Source organism: Hanstruepera marina (assembly GCF_019880635.1).
Classification (GTDB): domain Bacteria; phylum Bacteroidota; class Bacteroidia; order Flavobacteriales; family Flavobacteriaceae; genus Hanstruepera; species Hanstruepera marina.
Genome location: NZ_JAINVX010000004.1, coordinates 1 through 20,895 on the forward strand (window position 1 = coordinate 1; position 20,895 = coordinate 20,895).

The window sequence follows — 20,895 nt, forward strand, 5'->3', positions numbered from 1 at the left end:
AGATTGTACACGTTCACCATTACGGATGACTGTGGCAACGATGATACAGAGACCACGCGAGTATCCAGAGAGTACGACATGACCGATCCAGTTATTACATGTCCTGAAGATTTACCAAGATTGTGTAATGATGAATTCCCGCCATTATCAGCCACATGGACAGATAACTGTTCAGCAGGAGGAACATTAAATCTTGATGGTCCAACAAGAATTGTAATGTCAGAGGATGGTTGTTCACAAATTGGTTATTATGACTTTGAAGTATATGATGATTGTGGTAATTTAGGAACAGAAACCTGTACCATTATTAGAGATTTTGATTTGGTTGATAATTGCGAAACTGCTTTTGCAAAAGCAGATTCGGGAGACCAATGCTTTATTCCTGATTTTAGTCGTTGGGGTTGGACGAATTATTTACCAACTTATGGTGTGTATAAAATGGATTTATGGGCTGGAGCAGCACATTGTGATACCAATAGAGGTGAGTTAGTTGGTGTTGTTCATGTAACATATACTGAATCACAAGTAGAAATTACTTATGAAATTTTTGATGGCTTCACTATGAATGAGGCACATGTATACGTTGGTTGTGATCCGTATCCAGAAAATCGTGGAAGACCAACAGTAGCACCAGGACAATATCCATTTAACCCATCATTTGAGGGTAATGTACAGAGCTATACGGTTGTTATAGACAACGATATGGCAGATAACTCAGAAGGTATTTATGTTATAGCTCATGCAGTAACTTGTGAAATAGTATGTATGTGTAGCGTAGAAAAAGGTGATATTTACTCTGATGATTCAGGTGAAACTGAATATTTGGATGCCTTTGAATGTGAAGAAGGAAACGAGACAATTTTCGGAATTGTTAATACTTTCAAGGCTTATCCAGTACCTTTTGATAAGGAAGTGAATATTGCTTACAATATACCTTATGAAACTGATGTAACTTTAGAAATATTTGATATTAAAGGTTCATTGATTAAAAAGGTTGAAAACGTGAGTTACATCAAAGGAACTGAAGCGATAACTACTATCGACATGACTAATACAGATAATCAATTATTTTTAGTAAGATTAACTACTAAAAAGGGAGTCATGATTAAGAAAATAGTTTCGTTTAAACCTAGAAAATAAGTTGTATAACTTTAATATAAAAGTAAAAGCCCAGCTATTTAGCTGGGCTTTTTATATTAAGTCGATTAGTAATATTAATTTTTAATAAACTTATAAGTTAAGTTAGCATCCTTAATGGTTAGCAAATAAATTCCATTTTTTAAATGGGAGACATCTATAGATTCAATTTCAGCATTTAATTTGCTATTCAAGACTTTTTGTCCTAAAGCGTTATAAACTGTATAATCTAAAGCTTCATAGTTGTTTAGTTTGACATTTAAGATATTTGTCGTAGGATTAGGGTAAATAGAAATATCTTCTGCACTATAGTCATCGATAGAAAGGGTTGAGTTATAAGTTGTGTTTTCAAACCAGTTTAAATGATTTTCATTTGAAGAGATACTTGCCATATCAAGATCCCCATCATTATCAAAATCATTTACTGTAAAACTATAAATGTCATTTTGAGTATTATCGATGATGTCTTCATTACTAGGATTTGAATCTAGATACCATGTCATTTTATCCGTAGGATCTGTGCTAGAATAACCAATGGTAACATCGTTTACCGAATTATCATCTAAATCAGAAACCATTGCTGCTGCAGGATATACATTAGACGTAGAAAAAACAGTTTCTGTAAATGTTCCATCTGACTGCTTATCATAATAAGCAGTATTTGTTAATAAATCTACTTTCAAAATCTCTAAATCACCATCATTATCAACATCACCAAAGGATACATCATTAATATAGTAATTACCAGAGACCACATTATTAGTTTCAACGGTAAAAGTGGCATTTCCCGTTTGAGAAAGATTATTATTATATAATTTAACACTGTAGATTTTTCCGAAACCTACAACTATATCTAAATCGCCATCTAAATCATAATCAGCTAGGTCTAAATCTCGTGGGCCTGAATTATTAAGACTGCTTATTGTTTGAGCTGGTCCAAAAGATCCTGATCCATTATTAGAGTACCAAGAAACTAAATCTGCATCATACGCAACAACAGCTATATCTATTGTGTTATCTCCATTAATATCACCAACTTTAACAGATCCAGCCCTTAAAAGTCCGTTATCAATTAATTGTTCAGTTCCAAAATTACCACTACCATCATTTTCAAACCAAACTACTTTATTTAATGATTCTGAAGTGGCAATGATATCTTTATCATTGTCATTATCTAAATCTGCAATAGCCAAACCATTTACATTTGTTAATGTTGATGAAACTAATGTTTGTAATGTGAAAGTACCATTTCCATTATTTTTATACCATTCTATAGTTCCACCAAGATTGGTTCCAATGACAATATCAGCAAACTCATCATTATCTAAATGATCTGATTCAATAAGCTTTGGGAAATTACCAGTATTAGTTGAAATACTTTGTTTTGCTCCAAATGGTGCTTGAGCGTTTATTACAGAAACACCTAAAACCCATAATATTATAAGTAGTTTATTTTTCATAATTAATTAGATTTAGTTCGTTCCAAACGTATAAAACTTATTTTATAATCATCGATTAAACGCAAAAAAAATAGATAAAAAACTAAAAATCAGTAGTATTGCACCTACATTTGTAATATATTTCTTTCTTTTATTAAAAAATTTATGTAAGATTTTTCTAGCTTAACAAACATAATAAAAATGTTCCCAATTTAATTTCTGGCAATTATTATGCATGCATAATAAAATAAATTATATTTGTGCTTAATCAATACTTTATGCAAACACAACTTACAGAAATACTTAAAATTAAGTTTCCTATTATTCAAGCACCTATGTTTTTAGTTTCAAATACTGACATGGTTATTGAAGCTATGAAATCAGGTATAGCTGGTTGTATACCTGCTTTGAATTATAGAACATTGCCTGAATTAAGAAATGCTATTAAAGAGCTAAAGGAAGCAAAAGTTGAAGGTGGTTCTTTTGGATTCAATTTAATTGTCAATAAGTCCAATGTAAGATATAAAGATCAGCTACAGGTTTTATGCGAAGAAGGATGTGATTTTATAATAACATCACTTGGCAATCCTGAAGAAACAATACGGGAAGCTCATGCGGTGGGCATAAAAGTGTTTTGCGATGTAACGGATTTACATTTTGCGAAAAAAGTAGAAAAGTTAGGTGCAGATGCTATTATTGCTGTAAACAATGAAGCTGGTGGACATCGAGGAAATTTATCCCCAAAGGAGATTATTTTATTATTAAAGGAGCATGTGTCAATTCCAATTATATCAGCAGGCGGAGTTGGCTGTAAAGCGGATATTGAAGAGATGTTGGGTTATGGAGCTGAAGGTGTTTCGGTTGGTAGTCCGTTTATTGCCTCTAAAGAGGCTGGAGTTACTCAAGAATATAAGCAGGCCTGTGTTGATTATGGCGCTAAAGACATTGTTGTAACCGAACGTATTTCAGGAACACCATGTACAGTGATTAATACACCATATGTTCAGAAAATTGGAACGAAATCACCTTGGATAGAGCGCGTTTTAAATAAAAACAAGAAGTTAAAAAAGTGGGTAAAAATGTTGCGGTTTTATATCGGCATGAAAGCAACTGAAAAAGCAGCACTTAAAGCAACCTATAAAACAGTTTGGGTAGCTGGACCAAGTATTCAATACACTACTGAAATATTACCTACGGCTAAAATTATAGATAAATTAACTACATAATGTTTAGTTTCCTATATCTTCAAGTCAAGTTTAAAGTTTTTTGATATTTCGAATTTATTAATTTGATAAATCATTTTGTTTAACATTATTTTGAATATGTTAAACAAAAATGTATCTTTACCTATCTTTAATAAAAATACTTGATATTATGAAAACAATTAAATTTTTTAAAACCCCAAATTTCAAACTTATTAACCTATTATCGTTAGTGTTTTTATCGCTTTCAATGATTTTTGTTTCTTGTAGTACAGAAGAATATGATCAGAATGATTTGAATAGTAAAGACTTATCAATTGTTGAAGTACTCAAAACTTATGAGCTTCAAGAGGGTTCAGATAATAGAAGTTCTAAACCAACATTCAAAACTCTAAATGTTGCTTTAGCAAGAACCGGATTAGCAGGTGTAGTTTCATCAAATAGATTAACAGTATTTGCGCCTACAGATGAGGCATTTGCTGCTTTAGGGCTAGATCAAAGAAATATTGCTTCAGTTCCAAATTTAGAAGAAATATTACTTTATCATGTGCTGGGAGATATTGTTTATAGTACTGATTTATCAAATGGATTTGTATCAACGCTAAATGGCTCTGCTGTTGAAGTTAATTTAGACAATGGTGTTGTGATTAATGATTCAAATGTAATATCTGCAGATGTTGAAGCACGAAATGGGGTAATCCATGTTATTGACCAAGTCCTTTTTCCACCATCAAACAATTTATTAGAATTAGCTGAAAGTTTTGATCCCGAATTTTCAATACTTGTAGATGTATTAGAACTAACAGGATTAGACACTGTTGTTGCCAACAATGGCCCTTATACAATATTTGCTCCTACTAATGATGCTTTTGTAGCTTTACTTTCTGAATTGGATGGATACGATAGCCTTGAGGATTTTGATACGCCCGAGGATATTGAGTTACTTACAAATGTATTGTTATATCATGTTGTTGAAGGTCGCGTTTATTCAAGTGATTTAATGAGTGGGCCAGTAACTAATTTAAACGGTGTTTTTGATTTAGACGTTGAAACTCTTACCATTACTGATAATAATGATAGAGAAACAGGATTAGTTTCAGATCTATTAAACGTTCAAGCTACTAATGGTGTTGTGCACGTTATAGATCGTGTACTCTTACCTTAAAGTAAATAATGAAAAAGAAAAAATTAAAGACTATTCGCAAGAGTAGTCTTTTTTAATTACAATCTTGAAATATTGTATGTTTCAAATTTAGCCACTCATCCTTTAATATGCCATAACAACAGGTGCTACGTCTAAAGCCATCAAGCATCAAGGTATCTTTGCGCAAAATACCTTCTAATGTGGCACCTAATTTTTCGACAGCTTTTCTGGAGCGTATATTGCGTTCATCGATTCTGAATTCTACTTTTTCAAATTGTAATTCCTCAAAAGCATATTGAAGCATCAGGAATTTAACATGTTTGTTTAAACCTGTTCCTTGAAATGCTTTACCAATCCATGTCCAGCCAATGTGTAAGGTTTTGTTTTTCCAATTAATCAAACCAAACCTCGTAGAACCTGCATAGGCCTGTTTTTGTTTGTCAAAAATTATATAGGGAATGGTTGTCTTGTGATAGTAACCATCAACAGCAGTTTGAACATAGCTCTTAAGAGTTTCTGGAGTTGAAATATTTGAAGGAGAATAGAATATTAGGTTTTCTTCTTGCGAAATATCCAATAACTTGGTGTAGTTACTCAAATCCAAAAGCGATAATTTTACACGAGAGTTTTCTAAAAGCTTCTCATTCATAACAGTTATATTAAACGCTTAATGACATCAGTATTAACAACATGTTTTCCATCAAAAGGAATTACGGATAGTTTATCGTTAAATAGGCTTTTAGCTTTTTCAACTTCATGCTTTATTCGGTCTTCATTGAGATACTCATCTTGAGTACCATATATCAATGATACTTTTCCATTGTAATATTTAAAATCATCTTGATTTAATTCAACAGGAATACCACCTGAATGAATGATTAATTGACTACAGTTCATTTGATTTAATGCAAGATACCTCATAGCTATACTCACACCTTGAGAATACCCTAAAACAATTAAGTTTTTATTGCTTGGTAAGTTTTCATGTTGTAGTAAACTTTCAACATAATTCATAACATTTTTGGTTTCTTTTTTTGTATTTTCTTTTGTGAGCCAACTGGCACCAACATGTCTGTATTTCGGGCCAATATAATATTTGCTTGGAGCTTGTGGAGCGATAAAATAGTTGTCTTCAGAATTTAAAGATTCAAAGTATTTTAAAAAGTAACGACTCAAATATCCCATGCCATGAAAAACCAACCAGACATTTTTAGTTTTATCTGTGAGTTCATTTAATACTGCATAGGTATTGGTTGAAGTATAGGATATTTCTTTTTCTGATAGATTCATATTAAGGTTGGGTTTTGTACTTTTACAATTCGATTTAAAAATACAGGAATTTTATGCAATTAACTAAAGAAGAAAAGTTGAAAAAAATTAATGAAGTTGCCAAAAACACATTATTGGAAACTTTAGAGATTTCTATTGTTGATTTTGGTGATGATTTTCTAATTGCAAAAATGCCTGTTAATTCCCGTGTGCACCAACCTGATGGCGTGTTGCATGGTGGTGCTACTGCTGCTTTAGCCGAAAGTGTTGGTAGTTTTGCATCGCATTTGTTTTCTAATTTAGAAGAAGTATTTGTAAGAGGAATTGAGATTACTGCCAATCATGTAAAAAGTGTTTCAGAAGGACATGTGTACGCTAAGGCTAGCTTTCTTCACAAAGGTAGAACGACCCAGTTATTGGATATTCGTGTAACTGACGATCATGATAATTTAATTTCTATTTGTCGCTTATCAACCATCTCATTGCCAAGAAAAAAGTAGGATGACTTCAGAGTCTTTTTTTAATTCTTTAGAACAGCATTTCGCTCAAGATTTACCTTTTGTAGTATATCGAAAAAGTAATGAGGCCAATGTAAAAGGCTTACTTCAAAAAAGCAAGACTATTAATTATGTGTCTGATTTTAAAGAGAGCGGATTTATTATGGCACCTTTTGATGATAAGCAACTCCCTGTTTTAATACCAGTTGCTGATTCATCGCTCATGGAAACCAATACTTATCAGCCGAAAGCGATGCATGAGTCTGAAATGAGTATCAAGCAAGCGTCAAAGAATAAGCAATTTCATATCGATTTAGTTTCAAAAGGTATTACTGCAATAAAAGATAAGAAGCTTGATAAAGTAGTCTTATCCAGAAAGGAAACTGTAGAAATTAAAGAAAATAATCCGTTTGTTCTTTATAAGAAGTTACTCGATCATTATCCAAATGCCTTCGTGTATTGTTGGTTTCACCCTCAAATCGGATTATGGTTGGGTGCTACGCCCGAAACATTACTTCAGATTGAAAACAGTAAACTAACCACCATGTCATTGGCTGGAACAAAGCCTTACCAAGGCGCTTTGGATGTGAATTGGAGTGAAAAGGAAATTCGCGAGCAAAAAATAGTTACTGATTATTTGGTTGAGCAGCTTGAAAACGATTTAAAAGACTTACAAGTTTCAGCTATTGAAACCATTCGCGCAGGTAATTTAACGCATCTTAAAACTATGATTTCGGGTTTGTTAAAGCCGGAAGGGAATAGTTTACAAACGGTTATTAATAAATTACATCCAACACCGGCCGTTTGTGGTTTTCCCAAATCTGAAGCCAAGGATTTTATTCTTAAAAATGAAAATTACGACAGAGAATATTATACGGGTTTTCTGGGAGAATTAAATTTAGAAAAAAGTCAAACCAGAAATCGAAACAGACGGAATGTTGAAAACAATGCTTATTCCAGTGTAAAAAAAGTCACAAATCTGTATGTGAACTTACGATGTATGAAATTGGAAGACCAAAAAGCTCAAGTATATATTGGAGGAGGCATTACTTTAGATTCTGTTCCAGAACATGAGTGGGAGGAAACTGTTGCAAAATCGGCTACAATAAAAAAGGTATTGCAATAATTTTATTGAAGCTTCATATTGCTTACTTTTGTAAGAGATTTGATTGTATATGCAACACCCTAAAAATCCGCTAGCTCAAACCATTATTCAGCTATGTAAAGCAAAACAAATTGAGCATATAGTTATTTCTCCAGGAAGCAGAAATGCGCCTTTAACAATCGGTTTTTCAAACGATGATTTTTTTAATAGTTACAGTATTGTTGATGAGCGTTGTGCTGGTTTTTTTGCTTTGGGTATGGCTCAAAAAACAAGAAAGCCTGTAGCTTTAGTTTGTACTTCTGGTAGTGCTTTGTTAAACTATTATCCGGCTATTGCCGAAGCATTTTATAGTCATATCCCTTTGGTTGTGCTTTCAGCCGATAGACCAAAATACTTGGTTGGAATAGGAGATGGGCAAACCATCAATCAAAAAGACGTTTACAAAAATCATATTTTATACTCTGCCAATTTAAAGTTGAACATTGATAATTCTTTCAGCGATCAAGATGACGATGAGCCAGCAATAATTAAGAATATTGAAAATAAAATCGAACGGTTTTTAGGCATCAAGCAAGAGTTACAGCAAGAAAACGAAATTGAAATAAATAAAGCATTAAATAAAGCTATTCAGAAGTCTGGACCGGTACATATTAATGTGCCTTTCGACGAGCCTTTATATGAGTTGGTGGATACTTTATCGGTTAAACCAAAAGTTGTTCAATTAGATGCCAATTCAACAAAAATTGATGATTATATATTTAATGAATGTTTGGATGAATGGAATAGTGCGGCCAAAAAAATGATTTTGGTTGGTGTAAACTATCCCAATGATATTGAGCAAAAGTGGTTGGATGATTTGGCAAAAGACAATAGTATTATTGTTTTTACCGAGACCACTTCAAATTTACATCATGAGAATTTTTTCCCGAGTATCGATAAGCTTATTGCACCTTTGGATGATGAAGATTTTAAGGCCTTGCAACCCGACATTTTGGTAACCTTTGGCGGTCTTATAGTTTCCAAAAAGATAAAAGCGTTTTTACGTAAATATCAACCTAAACAACATTGGCATATTGGAGAAGGTCAAGCCAATGATACGTTTTTCAAATTAGAAAAACATTTGGAAATTCATCCGAATACGTTTTTTGAAAATCTGTTATCAGAAACTACACATTATGTTAAAAGTGATTATAAACCGCTCTGGGAAAAAGTAAAAATGAGACGTGCTGAAAAACATGTTGAATACGTTAAACAAATTCCGTTTAGCGATTTTAAAGTGTTTGAAGCCGTTTTTAAATATTTGCCCAACGATTCAGTATTGCAATTAAGTAATAGTTCAACGGTGCGATATGCTCAATTATTCGATTTAAATCCGACACTTGAGGTGTTTTGTAATCGTGGTACAAGTGGTATAGATGGTAGTACGTCCACAGCAGTTGGGTTCGCAATGGCTTCAAAAAAACAAACAACTTTGATTACAGGTGATTTAAGCTTTCTGTATGATAGTAATGCCTTATGGAATAACTATATTCCAAATGATTTTAGGATAATTATCATAAACAACCAAGGAGGTGGTATTTTTAGAATTTTGCCGGGCAATAAGGATTCAGAGAATTTTGACAGGTATTTTGAAACTAAGCATAATTTAACGGCCAAGCATTTATGTAAGATGTACAATTTTGAGTATGATTCAGCTTCAACCGAAAAACAACTCAAATTACAATTAAAATCCTTTTTTGAAACTTCAGATGTACCAAAACTATTGGAAATTTTTACACCAAGAACTATAAATGATGACGTGCTTTTGGAGTATTTTAAGTTTATTAGATAAGCCTTTCATTTTTTTTAGATAGTTTTTAAACACAATATAAATTTGTTTAGCCGTTATATTTAGTACTAACCAAGTTAATAATGAAGATAACTTTCTGTTTAATATTTCTACTTACTCTTTGTAAAGGTTTCAATCAGGAAAAATTAAACTACTTTCAAGGTGATTTTGATGAAGCCTTAAAACAAGCCAAAATAACTAACAAAGACATTTTTTTTATTACCAAAGGAAATCCTTGTCCGGTTTATGATGTGTTTCAGCTTAATCTTAACAATGACAATGAGACCATTAATTTTTTAAATGACAATTTTATTGTTTTTGAGTTTGACTTGAACAAATCCAGTGATGTAACAGTAAAAAGGCTTAAAGACTATTATGATTCATGGAGAGGTTCACCTCAATTGTATTTTATAGATCAAGATGAGAACTTAATTACAGAAATAACTTATACTCTAGAGTATTCTCACGCTGAAAACCTAGGAATATGGAAAGATTATTTAAACATTGAAGAAAATTGGAAAACCATTAAAAAAGAAAAACGTAATAATTTAACATTGAAAAACCTCAAACAATTTTTACTCTACAGAAATATAAAGTACAGTCCTTATGGTTTAATGCAGATTAAAAATGTAATTGATAAATATTTTAAGTCCTTACCAAAGGAAAACTATTCTGATAGTGAAAACTGGGATATAATTCAAAAATATGTTACCATTTGGTCTAATAATGACCTTTTTAGTTTTGTTGCTGACAATAAATCTAAATTCCAGAAGAAAAATGATCCTGTTGAAGTTTCAAAATACTTAAGTTTAAATTACAACAAATATTTAAGCTCAAAATCTAAAGCTGATATTGAGAAACTATCCACAAAATACCCATACACAACCATTGAAGAAGCTAAAATAGCCATTCAAGAAATTCAAAATAGTGCCAAACCTCAATTGTGGTTGGAAAACTAAACCAAAATTATCAGTTTCATTTTTTAACATTAGTATTTTCCAAAAGGAATATCCTTACCTTTGCCACATGATAAAAATTGGAGAATATAATACCCTTACTATACTTCGTGAAACAGATCCAGGCTTGTTTTTAGCTGATGAAGAGGATAATGAAGTTTTATTGCCTAACCGTTACGTTCCAGACGAATTTAAAATTTGGGATAAAATAGAGGTATTTGTCTATTTGGATAACGACGAACGTTTGGTTGCAGTAACTGATAAACCTTATATTAAACGAGGTGATTTCGCTTTGCTGCGTTGCAATGCAGTAACCAAAATGGGTGCTTTTTTAGATTGGGGCATGCTCAAGGAATTATTTTGTCCGTTTAAGGAACAAGCCTTTAAGATGAAAAAAGGCGGTTGGTATTTGGTGTATTGTTATTTGGATGAAAAGTCAGAACGCTTGGTTGCTTCAAGTAAAACCAACAGATTTTTGGATAATAAGGAATTGACTGTCGAGCAATTTGAAGAAGTTGATTTAATTGTATCACATCCATCAGAAATTGGGATGAATGTTATTGTAAACAAAAAACATTTAGGACTTATTTACAACGACAATATTTTTCAAGACATCAGTGTAGGTGATAGACTGAAAGGTGTGGTAAAGAAAATTCGTCCTGGTAATAAATTGGATATTGCTCTTGGTCAAGTTGGGTACAGAAATATAGAGCCCAATGCCGAATTGATTATGAAAGAACTAGAAGACAACAGCGGTTATTTAAATCTTTCAGATAAATCAGATCCTGAAGATATCAAGCGCATACTTCAAATGAGTAAAAAAAGTTTTAAGAAAGCTATTGGAACCTTATATAAACAAAAACTGATTAGAATAGAACCAGACGGTATCTATTTGTTATAATTTTAATTTTCCCTTCAAACTTTTAGGAATAGCATCTTTGTGTACCATAATGGAGATGGTTTTAAGCTTCATGTAGGCTTCACTCATATATACATAACCATTATTGGCCACACGGCTAGCATCTGTTCCCCAAGAATTTTTCACTTTGTAATAGACGGTTCCGTTTTGGTCTTTGAGCATACCAGTTATGTGCATTAAATGATCATCGGTAGTATTGTAATTCTCAAATTCTTGCTGTCTAAAAGCTTGCGTGATGGATTTTTCAGGTCTCACGCTAATTATGGCTTCGGCTTTTTTGGTATCATCTTCAGGAATTACTGCAACACCATGTTTAGCAGAGAACGTGGTTTCACTTACATCACAATCCAATTCAACCGTGTAGCCATTTTCAAGTGCATGATTTATGATTGAGATCATTTCATCCAGTTTTACGTTGTGAAAGCTACCGTTTGAAAAATTATCTGGAATATTTAGAATAAATTTTGAATAAAAAGGCTCATGGGTAAATGAAGTGATGCTCACATAATCGTTAGGGTTTAACTTGGTCATTTCTAAAAAAGACATCGGCGTGTATGGTACACCCTCGTAAGTAAACGTTTCAACATTTTCACCTAAATAAGTGTCAAGAATAGCATTAATAACGGGTTTCCATTTTGGTGAAAGATTTTTTCCAGGGTTGTCAACATACACATCTAAAACACCTTTTAAAACTGGTAGCATTTCAGAATGATTGTGTCTTGATGCATCATCATCCAAGCCTGTATAAACAACTTGAGGCACAATACCGTTTTTGGCAACACTGTTTATAACATCATGGGCTAATCCGCCTTGGCTAAATTGAGCTTTGCCCTGGCGCATGATATAGTTTTCAGCTTTTACGGGATACGTGTTTCTAACAGTGTACATTTCAGAAATATCAATATTTTTTCCGGTGATTCGCATGATTTCACTTTCTAAAAATGAAGACGCCGAAAAACTCCAGCAAGTTCCTGTATTGCCTTGACTAATAACATCAGTAGCTTCTAAATCAATTATTGTTTTAAATTCATAAGACTGTGAAAAACCGCAAAATGAAAGGAATAATAAAAAGGAAAGAGAGATAATATTTTTCATGGACTGTAGCTGTTAATATAAAATAATTTATTTTTGACTAAAATATAAAAAATGAGTGTAGCAAACTGGAAAACTGCTAAAGAATATGAAGACATTACCTATAAAAAATGTAATGGTGTAGCGCGTATTGCATTTAATAGACCAAATGTTAGAAATGCCTTTAGACCCAAAACCACAAGTGAATTATATGATGCTTTTTATGATGCTAATGAAGATACTAGTATAGGTGTCGTTTTGTTGTCTGCTGAAGGTCCTTCAACCAAAGATGGTATTTGGAGTTTTTGTTCTGGTGGTGACCAAAAGGCGAGAGGCCATCAAGGATATGTAGGAGACGACGGTTATCACAGGTTAAATATTTTGGAAGTACAACGATTAATTCGGTTTATGCCAAAAGCTGTTATTGCAGTTGTTCCAGGTTGGGCCGTTGGTGGTGGCCACAGTTTGCATGTTGTGTGCGATTTAACGCTAGCTAGTAAAGAACATGCCATTTTTAAGCAAACCGATGCCGATGTAACCAGTTTTGATGGCGGTTATGGTTCTGCCTATTTAGCCAAAATGGTCGGGCAAAAAAAAGCGCGTGAAATTTTCTTTTTAGGAAGAAATTATTCAGCACAAGAAGCTTTTGAAATGGGTATGGTAAATGCCGTAATTCCTCATGATGAACTTGAGAGTACAGCTTATGAATGGGCTCAAGAAATCTTGGCTAAATCACCAACTTCAATTAAAATGTTGAAATTTGCCATGAATCTAACTGATGATGGTATGGTTGGTCAGCAAGTATTTGCTGGTGAAGCTACTCGGTTAGCCTACATGACAGATGAAGCTAAAGAAGGTCGTGATGCCTTTTTGGAAAAACGTAAACCAAACTTTCCTAAAAAGTGGATTCCTTAAATTGGTTATATGAGTAATATAAAACATTGGGTTGAAGCTGCTCGATTACGGACCTTACCTTTATCGGTTTCTGGAATTATTTTAGCAGGTTGTTTTGCAGAATACAATGGCTTTTTTAAATGGTCAGTTTTTTTATTGGCTATATTAACAACTATTGCTTTACAAGTGCTTTCCAATTTTGCCAATGATTATGGTGATGGCGTAAAAGGTACTGATAATAATCAGCGTGTTGGACCAGAACGTGCGATACAAAGCGGTAAGCTGACACCAAATCAAATGTTACGGGCTATAAGGGCAAATATTCTAATTATAATTGCCCTAGTTTTTCTTATGCTATTAGCTGCATTTGGTGTTCGATACATTCTGTATACTATTATTTTCTTTGTCCTAGCTGCCATATCTATTTATGCCTCAATTAAGTACACCATAGGTGATAATGCTTATGGCTATAGAGGGTTAGGTGATTTGTTTGTTTTTGTTTTTTTTGGACTTGTTAGTGTTATTGGGTGCTATTTCTTATTTGCACGACAAATAGATCATTTGGTATTTCTACCTGCATGTGCTATTGGATTGTTAAGCGTTGCCGTTTTGAATTTAAATAACATGCGAGATATTGATTCTGATAGAGAAACAAACAAAAATACTTTGGTAGTTAAAATGGGACTACAGAAAGCCAAAATATATCATTTTGTTTTGGTAATTGGAGCCCTGTTTTTAACAGCATTGTTTGCTTTGCTTTATTATTGGTCTCCTTTTAATGTAATTTTTCTAGTTGTTTTTATTCCGTTAATAAAACATTTAAAACGCGTAAAAAATACCAATCAAGCTAAAGAATTTGATCCTGAACTTAAGATTGTTGCATTATCTACGTTTGCTTTATCTGTATTGCTTGGCGTTGGTTATTTGTTGTAATTGCAATAGTCAATAACTTTTACAATTAATTTGATTTTCAACAAACTATTGATTAACTTTATTAGGTTAATGCAAGTTGTTGACAAAATGAAGCTATTACAGTTTCAAAACAGGGATTGAAGACTCAAGTAGTTTTTATAAAATTACTTGAGTTTTTATATTTTTAAGTTTAAAACATATTCTCATGAAAATTACATTTTACGGCCACGCGAGTTTAGGAATCACAATTAACGATGTAAATATTTTAGTAGATCCGTTTATTTCTGCTAATGAAAAGGCTTCTCATATTAATATTGATACATTGGATGCTGATTATATTTTATTGACACATGCGCATCAAGATCATATTTTGGATGTTGAAGTAATTGCCAAACGAACCAATGCCGTAATTATTTCTAATTATGAAATTGTATCACATTTCCAAAATAAGGGGCTTGAAGGTCACCCTATGAACCATGGTGGTTCTTGGGATTTTGAATTTGGAATGGTTAAATATGTGAATGCCATACATACATCTTCGTTTCCAGATGGAAGTTATGGTGGACAGCCAGGAGGTTTTGTAATCGAAGGCGAACATAAAAACATATATATAGCAGGCGATACTGCTTTAACTATGGATATGAAGCTTATTCCTATGCAGACCAAGTTAGATTTAGCCATTCTGCCAATTGGTGATAATTTTACAATGGGAATTGACGATGCTATTTTAGCGAGTGATTTTGTTGAATGTGATAAAGTTCTAGGATACCATTTTGATACGTTTGGATATATTGAAATTAATCATGAAGAGGCCAAACGAAAATTCTTCGATAAGGATAAAGACTTGATGCTTCTTGATATTGGGGAAAGTTTAGAACTTTAATTCTGCAACTATGAAATTTACCTGTACTATTGAAATCCTTAAACCTAAATCTATAGTGGCAGAGTTATTTGGCGACCCTAAATACCTAAAAGAATACCAAGATACTTTTATAAGCAAGGAGTTGTTGTCTGGTAAAGTAGGAGAAGATGGTGCTATTTCCAAAATGTTATACAAAATGGGTAAAGGTGAAATGGAATTAACCGAGACTATTATTGAAAATAAATTACCAGATTCCTTTTATGCTGAATACCACCATAAGCATATGGACAATACTATGTTATGCACCTTTGAAGCTTTGAATGAAAATACCACGAGATATAATTCCGAAATTCATTATACAGTTTTTAGAGGTTTTGTGCCAAAACTTATGGCTTTTCTATTTCCAGGAATGTTTAAAAAACAGGTCGATAAATGGTTGGTAAATTTTAAGAACTTTGTGGAAAGCAACTAATAAGCTATATGTTATCGATAAAACCAATCTTTAGCTTCAGTTTTCTTACGCCTTGAAATAGGTAACTCAAAACCATTTTTTAATATAAAAGCATCATGACTAATTGCTTTAATATAGCGTTTGTTGACTAAATATGATCGGTGACATCTAAAAAAGGCTTTATCTTTCAGAATTTCTTCAAAATAAGCCAAGTTTTTTGAAGACAGTTCTTTTTTGCCATTAACTATATGAATATAGCTGTAATTACGTTCACTTTCAATATATATAATTTGCTTAAGAGCAATACGAAAGGTTCCTTGCTGTGTGGGTAAAATTAATTTTTGATCATCGACAGACTTTGCTTTCAAGTTCGATAAAGCTGTTTTTATTTCCTCGGTTTTATCTTTAGAATTCCCTAATCGCTTAACAGCTTCTTTTAATTCTTCTTCATTAACGGGTTTAACCAAATAATCTAATGCATTAAATCTAAAAGCTTTAATGGCATAATGGCTGTGCGCTGTAGTAAAAATGGTTTTAAAATTAATTTCAGGCAATTTGTTTAGTAATTCAAAACCTGTCATATCTGGCAATTCAATATCCAGGAAGACTACATTGGGCTTGGTGGCAACAATCATTTCAAGCGCTTTTTTACCTGAATTTGCAACACTTAAAACCGAAATTTCTTTGCTATGCAACTGTAACAAATCTTGTAGCACAGCTGCCATGAATGCATTATCTTCTACTATTAAAGCCTTGAATGTTTTCATCTTACAAGTGAATATACACAAATATTTTCTACCGTTTGATAATTGAGATGACCTTCAGATAATTCACATTTATATTTATATGAATTCTAATAGTATCTTGATGATATAAATACAGAACAAATGTTTAAAATTAAATCTTTATTACTCTTTTTGCTTTTAGTAAGCCTGTCTTCTATTTCTTTTTCCCAAGAAAAAAATAAGGATTCTTTGTTTGCTGTTTGGAGCAATACAGGTAACCCAGCCAAAGAGCGTGTGAAGGCCTATTATCACAGATTTTATCCATTACAACAAGAGACGGCAATACCTGAAGTAATACGTTGGGCAGAAGGAAGCGAACAGCTACCAGAAATGGCCATACAAGCAGGACTAACAGACTATTTGCCCTTTCTTAAATTACTGGCATACGGAAAATACTTTTTGCTAAACGATTTTGAGACAGCTTGCCCAATTGCTAAAGAAGCATTTTATATGGCTTTGGAATATAAGGATTATGAAACGCTACTTCTTACTTACGATATTATATATAGAGTTTGTTATGAACAAGGTATTGGGACTACAACTAAAGACATAGAGGCATTTGAAAATATACTCTTTGACGTACATCAAAAAATGACCGATTCTGAATGGAAAATAAAGCTTTCACAATCGTTGGCACTTAAATTCTTTAGGAAAAGTAAGTATTCGCAGGCGTTACCATTGTATCAAACAATAGTATACTACTATGAAACCCAAAAAACACAAGACTTCACCTATGGAAGAGCTTTAAGTGATATTGGTGCTATACACCAAGACTTGCAAAATTTTGAAGAAACAAAGGAATACTATCATAGAGCTAAAAGGGTTTTTGATGATTTAAATGATGAAAAAAGTAAAATGGGTATAGACATGAGCCTTGCCCAAACGTTTGCTTTAGAAAAAAACAGGGATAGTGCCCAAATCTATATAGACAATGTATTTAAGTATTATGCCAATGTTCCGGAGTGCGAGCCCTGTTTAGGACGTGCTTATGTAATAGAGGCACAGATTATGAATTTAAAAAACAATTACGCCCAGGTATTAGAACGCTTATTACCTTTAGATCCTAGATTTGATGATACGGTTAAAACCTCTAGTCATAAATTTGTGGAAGCCTATTATTTCACACTAGCTGAAGCCTATTTTGGTTTAGGGCAATACCAAAAAGCTATTCAATCTGCAAAACTCGGAATTAACTATAAAGAAAAACGCAATATTTCATTCCGATTACGTAATTACGATGTACTGTTTAGGGCTCAAGAAGCTACTAGACAGTACAAAAATGCGCTAACAACATATACACACTATAATAAATTGAACGATTCTGTGGCGCAACTACGTAACAGTCAAGAAGTATTGCGTAAGGAATTGGGCTTTCAATTTGAAAAACAACGTTTGGCAGACAGTTTGAGTTTGGAACAAAAACGCCTTGAAAGTGAATTGAGTTTACAATCAGAAATTAGTGAGCAGAAAGCCACCAAAAACATCTTGATTGGTTTGGGGATTTTGGCAGCTCTTTTAGTTTTTGGGTTGTATTACCGCTTAAAACATATTAGAAAAACACAAAAGATAATTCAGAAAGAAAAAGAAAAAGCCCAAGCTTCAGAGCGCGCCAAACATCAGTTTTTGGCCAATATGAGCCACGAGATTCGTACACCAATGAATGCCATAAAAGGCATGACAGATATCTTGTTACGGCGTAAACCCAGAAAAGACCAAACCGAGTATTTAGATGGTATTAAGCAATCATCAGATTCTTTATTAGTTATAATCAATGATATTCTTGATATTTCAAAAATTGAAGCTGGTAAGATTGAGTTAGAGCATGAACCATTTTCTGTAAGTGAACTGATTAATAATGTGCAGACTATTATGCACTTTAAAGCCGAGGAAAAAGGGCTTCAGCTAAAAAAGAAATTACCTTCAGAAGAAATTACTGTAAAAGGTGATGCCACACGCTTAAAGCAAATACTCATCAATCTAATAGGCAATGCCATTAAGTTTACCGTAAAAGGCATGGTGACTACAACTGTAAATCCCAAAGAAGAAAACGGTAAATTAAATCTGCACTTTACGGTTTCCGATACAGGCATTGGGATTGATCAAGACCGTATAGATAAAATTTTTAAATCCTTTGAGCAAGCCTACAGTGATACTACGAGAAAATTTGGCGGTACAGGTTTGGGTTTGAGTATTTCCAAAAAGTTGGTAGAACTGCACAATGGCAAGATTTGGGTAGAAAGCGAAAAAGGAAAAGGCAGTGTATTTCATTTTACTATACCCTATGAAATTTCGGAAGTTGGGGAACAAGCCACTAAACCAACTGCATCTGAAAGCAATATTGCAAGGCAATTGAAAGGTATTAAAGTATTATTGGTAGAAGACAATCAATTTAATGCTGTAGTGGCTCAAGAAGAACTAGAAGATGCTATAGAAAGTGTTGAAGTTGAAGTTGCCGAAAATGGTGCTATTGCAGTGGATAAAGTAAAATCTTCAGACTATGATGCCATCCTTATGGATGTACAAATGCCTATAATGAACGGTTACGAAGCCACAAAAACCATAAGAAATTTTAAAAATGGAAAAGCAAAAACACCAATCATTGCTATGACGGCTAATGTCCTCAAAGATGAAGTAGATAAATGCTATGAAGCAGGCATGGATGACTTTATAGGAAAGCCGTTTGACACGGATGAATTACTTCAAAAGATATATAAACTCACAAAAACTAATTAATTATGCAAAATCAAAACCCTACGATTTTTATAGTAGATGATGAGCCCTTATTATCAGAAATGCTCTCTGATTATTTAAGAGAACACCATAACGGCTTCAACATAAAATCGTTTCCAACAGGAGAAGCTTGTTTACAGCAATTGAACGAGAATCCAGATGTCATTATTTTAGATTATTACTTGAACTCAAAAGAAAGGGATGCAGCTAATGGCATTGATATTCTCAAGGAAATAAAACACAGAAATAAAGCTTTACCTGTAATCATGTTATCAAGTCAAAAAAGTTATGGTACAGCCTCACAAACCATTATGTATGGTGCGGTACACTATGTGATTAAAGGTCAGGATGCTTTTCATGAAATTTATGAATTGATTAAAGCTAATGTATGATAGTAGATTTATGTTTTCTGGAGAAATTTACAAAGGGCGATACCAAAAAAATGCAACGCTATATCAACCTCTATTTAGATGTTGCACCAAAAACTTTTGCACAAATGCAACAAAATCTTAAAGATAAGGATTGGGAGCAATTGCGTATCCATGCCCATTCGTTAAAGCCACAGGCAGAATTTATGGGCATCCAGGAATTGAAAAATGCGCTTATTGCAATTGAAGATTCAATAAAGTCCAATAAATGTGAAAATTGTGAGGCGCTTTATAATTCAGCTTTTGAAATTCATAAAACTTCTGAAGTCATACTTAAACAAAAGCTGGAATCTATTTAAGGATTATTGTTTAGCCATTCATTACGTAAATCATCACTTACTTTGCCTGTTCCATCATGTCTCCAACCAGGTGGTTTTATTAAGTAAAGAAATCTGTTTTTTATAGATTTTTTTCCAGAAAAAGTATCTTTAAACATATTGTACCATTCAATAAATGCAATTTTGACAGGATTGTAAGTATTTATATTGGTTACTAAACCATATTGTACTTTTTCATCTTCAAGCTCGGGTTGAAACGTACCAAAAAGTTTATCCCAAATAATTAAAATTCCTGCGTGATTTCTGTCTAAATAAATTGGGTTGCTGCCATGATGTACTCTATGATGTGAAGGTGTGTTCATAACTGCTTCAAACCATTTGGGCATTTTATTTATGGCTTCGGTGTGAATCCAAAATTGATATAACAAGCTTATTGACATTTGCAATAGAATCATGGCAGGATGAAAACCAACTAGCGGCATCCATAACCAAAAGATAAAAGAATAAAATCCGCCCGACCAAGTTTGCCGTAAAGCCGTGCTTAAATTATAATACTGTGAGGAATGATGTACCACATGCGAAGCCCAAAATAAACGGCACTCATGAGATATTCTATGGAACCAATAGTACGATAAATCATCTGCAAAGAAAATTAATACAAAACTCCACCATGCTATAGGAATCGTAAAGATTCTAAAGTTTTCATAAATCAATACAAATGCCCAAAGTACAATGGCTTTACTCAAAAAACCTAAAAACACATTACCTAGCCCCATGGCTATAGAGGCAAAGGCATCTTTGGCTTCATACCCTTTTGCTTCTTTAAACTTTTCACGAGTTGTAACATACAATTCCAATAACATGGATAGTACAAAAAACGGGATGGCAAAGTGTATGATATTTGGAAATTCAGGCATTAAATAGGATATTTGTGGTTTAAAAATAATGCTTTTTTTCAAAATCTAAAGTCTAGATTTAAATCATTCAA

21 protein-coding genes are annotated in these 20,895 nt (G+C 33.0%); 15 read left to right on the forward strand and 6 right to left on the reverse strand.

Annotation, left to right across the window (positions count from 1 at the left end):
* Nucleotides 1-1,140: T9SS type A sorting domain-containing protein (locus K7G76_RS10785; protein WP_223034232.1), on the forward strand; the 1,140-nt coding region annotated here is incomplete at its 5' end.
* A 74-nt stretch (nucleotides 1,141-1,214) separates the two neighbouring features.
* Here K7G76_RS10785 and K7G76_RS10790 read toward each other — a convergent pair.
* On the reverse strand, nucleotides 1,215-2,597 hold the full coding sequence (locus K7G76_RS10790) for a T9SS type A sorting domain-containing protein (protein ID WP_223034233.1): 1,383 nt from the start codon (nucleotides 2,595-2,597) through the stop codon (nucleotides 1,215-1,217).
* Between the two features lie 257 nt (nucleotides 2,598-2,854).
* Here K7G76_RS10790 and K7G76_RS10795 point away from each other — a divergent pair, with 257 nt between their 5' ends.
* Together K7G76_RS10795 and K7G76_RS10800 are read left to right on the forward strand one after the other, a co-directional pair.
* Nucleotides 2,855-3,802 carry an NAD(P)H-dependent flavin oxidoreductase gene (locus tag K7G76_RS10795; protein WP_223034234.1) on the forward strand — a complete coding sequence of 316 codons (948 nt, stop codon included), beginning with the start codon at nucleotides 2,855-2,857 and terminating at the stop codon, nucleotides 3,800-3,802.
* 148 nt (nucleotides 3,803-3,950) lie between these two features.
* Nucleotides 3,951-4,943, forward strand: a complete 993-nt coding sequence (locus tag K7G76_RS10800) for a fasciclin domain-containing protein (protein ID WP_223034235.1) — start codon at nucleotides 3,951-3,953, stop codon at nucleotides 4,941-4,943.
* A gap of 52 nt (nucleotides 4,944-4,995) precedes the next feature.
* Here the strand turns inward: K7G76_RS10800 and K7G76_RS10805 are convergent, their stop codons facing one another.
* Together K7G76_RS10805 and K7G76_RS10810 are read right to left on the reverse strand one after the other, a co-directional pair.
* Complete coding sequence (locus K7G76_RS10805; protein WP_223034236.1) at nucleotides 4,996-5,571, reverse strand: GNAT family N-acetyltransferase; 576 nt, start codon at nucleotides 5,569-5,571, stop codon at nucleotides 4,996-4,998.
* A 5-nt stretch (nucleotides 5,572-5,576) separates the two neighbouring features.
* A complete protein-coding gene (locus K7G76_RS10810) occupies nucleotides 5,577-6,212 on the reverse strand; it encodes an alpha/beta hydrolase (RefSeq protein ID WP_223034237.1) in 636 nt (211 codons plus the stop codon).
* 53 nt (nucleotides 6,213-6,265) lie between these two features.
* Between K7G76_RS10810 and K7G76_RS10815 the strand changes: the two genes are divergently transcribed.
* From K7G76_RS10815 to K7G76_RS10835, 5 genes are all read left to right on the forward strand, one after another.
* Nucleotides 6,266-6,691 (forward strand): PaaI family thioesterase, encoded by a 426-nt coding sequence (locus tag K7G76_RS10815; RefSeq protein ID WP_223034238.1) that lies wholly within the window; start codon nucleotides 6,266-6,268, stop codon nucleotides 6,689-6,691.
* Between the two features lies 1 nt (nucleotide 6,692).
* Entirely contained in the window at nucleotides 6,693-7,814 is a 1,122-nt protein-coding gene (locus K7G76_RS10820; RefSeq protein ID WP_223034239.1) for a chorismate-binding protein, read from the forward strand.
* Nucleotides 7,815-7,863: 49 nt separating this feature from the next.
* Nucleotides 7,864-9,624 (forward strand): 2-succinyl-5-enolpyruvyl-6-hydroxy-3-cyclohexene-1-carboxylate synthase, encoded by a 1,761-nt coding sequence (gene menD, locus K7G76_RS10825; RefSeq protein ID WP_223034240.1) that lies wholly within the window; start codon nucleotides 7,864-7,866, stop codon nucleotides 9,622-9,624.
* Between the two features lie 80 nt (nucleotides 9,625-9,704).
* Nucleotides 9,705-10,580, forward strand: a complete 876-nt coding sequence (locus K7G76_RS10830; RefSeq protein WP_223034241.1) for a DUF255 domain-containing protein — start codon at nucleotides 9,705-9,707, stop codon at nucleotides 10,578-10,580.
* 67 nt (nucleotides 10,581-10,647) lie between these two features.
* Complete coding sequence (locus K7G76_RS10835) at nucleotides 10,648-11,478, forward strand: CvfB family protein (RefSeq protein ID WP_223034242.1); 831 nt, start codon at nucleotides 10,648-10,650, stop codon at nucleotides 11,476-11,478.
* On the opposite strand, the gene K7G76_RS10840 is transcribed toward K7G76_RS10835, so the two are convergent.
* Nucleotides 11,473-12,591 carry a C1 family peptidase gene (locus K7G76_RS10840; protein ID WP_223034243.1) on the reverse strand — a complete coding sequence of 373 codons (1,119 nt, stop codon included), beginning with the start codon at nucleotides 12,589-12,591 and terminating at the stop codon, nucleotides 11,473-11,475. The two genes, K7G76_RS10835 and K7G76_RS10840, sit on opposite strands and share 6 nt — an antisense overlap.
* 51 nt (nucleotides 12,592-12,642) lie before the next feature.
* Between K7G76_RS10840 and K7G76_RS10845 the strand changes: the two genes are divergently transcribed.
* The 4 genes from K7G76_RS10845 (at nucleotide 12,643) to K7G76_RS10860 (ending at nucleotide 15,707) form a co-directional block, all read left to right on the forward strand.
* Nucleotides 12,643-13,482 carry a 1,4-dihydroxy-2-naphthoyl-CoA synthase gene (locus K7G76_RS10845; RefSeq protein ID WP_223034244.1) on the forward strand — a complete coding sequence of 280 codons (840 nt, stop codon included), beginning with the start codon at nucleotides 12,643-12,645 and terminating at the stop codon, nucleotides 13,480-13,482.
* A gap of 9 nt (nucleotides 13,483-13,491) precedes the next feature.
* The gene (gene menA / locus K7G76_RS10850; RefSeq protein WP_223034245.1) at nucleotides 13,492-14,394 is read left to right on the forward strand and encodes a 1,4-dihydroxy-2-naphthoate octaprenyltransferase; all 903 of its coding nucleotides are present in this window, start codon (nucleotides 13,492-13,494) and stop codon (nucleotides 14,392-14,394) included.
* Nucleotides 14,395-14,578: 184 nt separating this feature from the next.
* Nucleotides 14,579-15,256 carry a metal-dependent hydrolase gene (locus K7G76_RS10855; RefSeq protein WP_223034246.1) on the forward strand — a complete coding sequence of 226 codons (678 nt, stop codon included), beginning with the start codon at nucleotides 14,579-14,581 and terminating at the stop codon, nucleotides 15,254-15,256.
* A 10-nt stretch (nucleotides 15,257-15,266) separates the two neighbouring features.
* Nucleotides 15,267-15,707, forward strand: a complete 441-nt coding sequence (locus tag K7G76_RS10860) for an SRPBCC family protein (protein ID WP_223034247.1) — start codon at nucleotides 15,267-15,269, stop codon at nucleotides 15,705-15,707.
* Nucleotides 15,708-15,718: 11 nt separating this feature from the next.
* Here the strand turns inward: K7G76_RS10860 and K7G76_RS10865 are convergent, their stop codons facing one another.
* Nucleotides 15,719-16,453 (reverse strand): LytR/AlgR family response regulator transcription factor, encoded by a 735-nt coding sequence (locus tag K7G76_RS10865; RefSeq protein WP_223034248.1) that lies wholly within the window; start codon nucleotides 16,451-16,453, stop codon nucleotides 15,719-15,721.
* A 120-nt stretch (nucleotides 16,454-16,573) separates the two neighbouring features.
* Here K7G76_RS10865 and K7G76_RS10870 point away from each other — a divergent pair, with 120 nt between their 5' ends.
* Genes K7G76_RS10870 through K7G76_RS10880 form a run of 3 tightly spaced genes read left to right on the forward strand, consistent with a single transcriptional unit; the run spans nucleotide 16,574 to nucleotide 19,928 of the window.
* On the forward strand, nucleotides 16,574-19,204 hold the full coding sequence (locus K7G76_RS10870) for an ATP-binding protein (RefSeq protein ID WP_223034249.1): 2,631 nt from the start codon (nucleotides 16,574-16,576) through the stop codon (nucleotides 19,202-19,204).
* A gap of 2 nt (nucleotides 19,205-19,206) precedes the next feature.
* Nucleotides 19,207-19,593 (forward strand): response regulator, encoded by a 387-nt coding sequence (locus tag K7G76_RS10875; RefSeq protein ID WP_223034250.1) that lies wholly within the window; start codon nucleotides 19,207-19,209, stop codon nucleotides 19,591-19,593.
* Entirely contained in the window at nucleotides 19,590-19,928 is a 339-nt protein-coding gene (locus K7G76_RS10880; RefSeq protein WP_223034251.1) for an Hpt domain-containing protein, read from the forward strand. The genes K7G76_RS10875 and K7G76_RS10880 overlap by 4 nt, the downstream gene beginning before the upstream one ends.
* Here K7G76_RS10880 and K7G76_RS10885 read toward each other — a convergent pair.
* Nucleotides 19,925-20,866 (reverse strand): sterol desaturase family protein, encoded by a 942-nt coding sequence (locus K7G76_RS10885; protein ID WP_255572999.1) that lies wholly within the window; start codon nucleotides 20,864-20,866, stop codon nucleotides 19,925-19,927. The two genes, K7G76_RS10880 and K7G76_RS10885, sit on opposite strands and share 4 nt — an antisense overlap.
* Nucleotides 20,867-20,895: the final 29 nt, after the last annotated feature.

What these genes read in the sequence shown, in the direction of transcription:
- K7G76_RS10870 (WP_223034249.1), top strand. Translation starts at nt 16,574, where the DNA reads ATGTTTAAAATTAAATCTTTATTACTCTTTTTGCTTTTAGTAAGCCTG.
- K7G76_RS10810 (WP_223034237.1), bottom strand. Translation starts at nt 6,212, where the DNA reads ATGAATCTATCAGAAAAAGAAATATCCTATACTTCAACCAATACCTAT.
- menA (WP_223034245.1), top strand. Translation starts at nt 13,492, where the DNA reads ATGAGTAATATAAAACATTGGGTTGAAGCTGCTCGATTACGGACCTTA.
- K7G76_RS10845 (WP_223034244.1), top strand. Translation starts at nt 12,643, where the DNA reads ATGAGTGTAGCAAACTGGAAAACTGCTAAAGAATATGAAGACATTACC.
- menD (WP_223034240.1), top strand. Translation starts at nt 7,864, where the DNA reads ATGCAACACCCTAAAAATCCGCTAGCTCAAACCATTATTCAGCTATGT.
- K7G76_RS10820 (WP_223034239.1), top strand. Translation starts at nt 6,693, where the DNA reads ATGACTTCAGAGTCTTTTTTTAATTCTTTAGAACAGCATTTCGCTCAA.
- K7G76_RS10840 (WP_223034243.1), bottom strand. Translation starts at nt 12,591, where the DNA reads ATGAAAAATATTATCTCTCTTTCCTTTTTATTATTCCTTTCATTTTGC.
- K7G76_RS10865 (WP_223034248.1), bottom strand. Translation starts at nt 16,453, where the DNA reads ATGAAAACATTCAAGGCTTTAATAGTAGAAGATAATGCATTCATGGCA.
- K7G76_RS10815 (WP_223034238.1), top strand. Translation starts at nt 6,266, where the DNA reads ATGCAATTAACTAAAGAAGAAAAGTTGAAAAAAATTAATGAAGTTGCC.
- K7G76_RS10795 (WP_223034234.1), top strand. Translation starts at nt 2,855, where the DNA reads ATGCAAACACAACTTACAGAAATACTTAAAATTAAGTTTCCTATTATT.
- K7G76_RS10875 (WP_223034250.1), top strand. Translation starts at nt 19,207, where the DNA reads ATGCAAAATCAAAACCCTACGATTTTTATAGTAGATGATGAGCCCTTA.
- K7G76_RS10790 (WP_223034233.1), bottom strand. Translation starts at nt 2,597, where the DNA reads ATGAAAAATAAACTACTTATAATATTATGGGTTTTAGGTGTTTCTGTA.
- K7G76_RS10805 (WP_223034236.1), bottom strand. Translation starts at nt 5,571, where the DNA reads ATGAATGAGAAGCTTTTAGAAAACTCTCGTGTAAAATTATCGCTTTTG.
- K7G76_RS10855 (WP_223034246.1), top strand. Translation starts at nt 14,579, where the DNA reads ATGAAAATTACATTTTACGGCCACGCGAGTTTAGGAATCACAATTAAC.
- K7G76_RS10830 (WP_223034241.1), top strand. Translation starts at nt 9,705, where the DNA reads ATGAAGATAACTTTCTGTTTAATATTTCTACTTACTCTTTGTAAAGGT.
- K7G76_RS10880 (WP_223034251.1), top strand. Translation starts at nt 19,590, where the DNA reads ATGATAGTAGATTTATGTTTTCTGGAGAAATTTACAAAGGGCGATACC.
- K7G76_RS10835 (WP_223034242.1), top strand. Translation starts at nt 10,648, where the DNA reads ATGATAAAAATTGGAGAATATAATACCCTTACTATACTTCGTGAAACA.
- K7G76_RS10800 (WP_223034235.1), top strand. Translation starts at nt 3,951, where the DNA reads ATGAAAACAATTAAATTTTTTAAAACCCCAAATTTCAAACTTATTAAC.
- K7G76_RS10860 (WP_223034247.1), top strand. Translation starts at nt 15,267, where the DNA reads ATGAAATTTACCTGTACTATTGAAATCCTTAAACCTAAATCTATAGTG.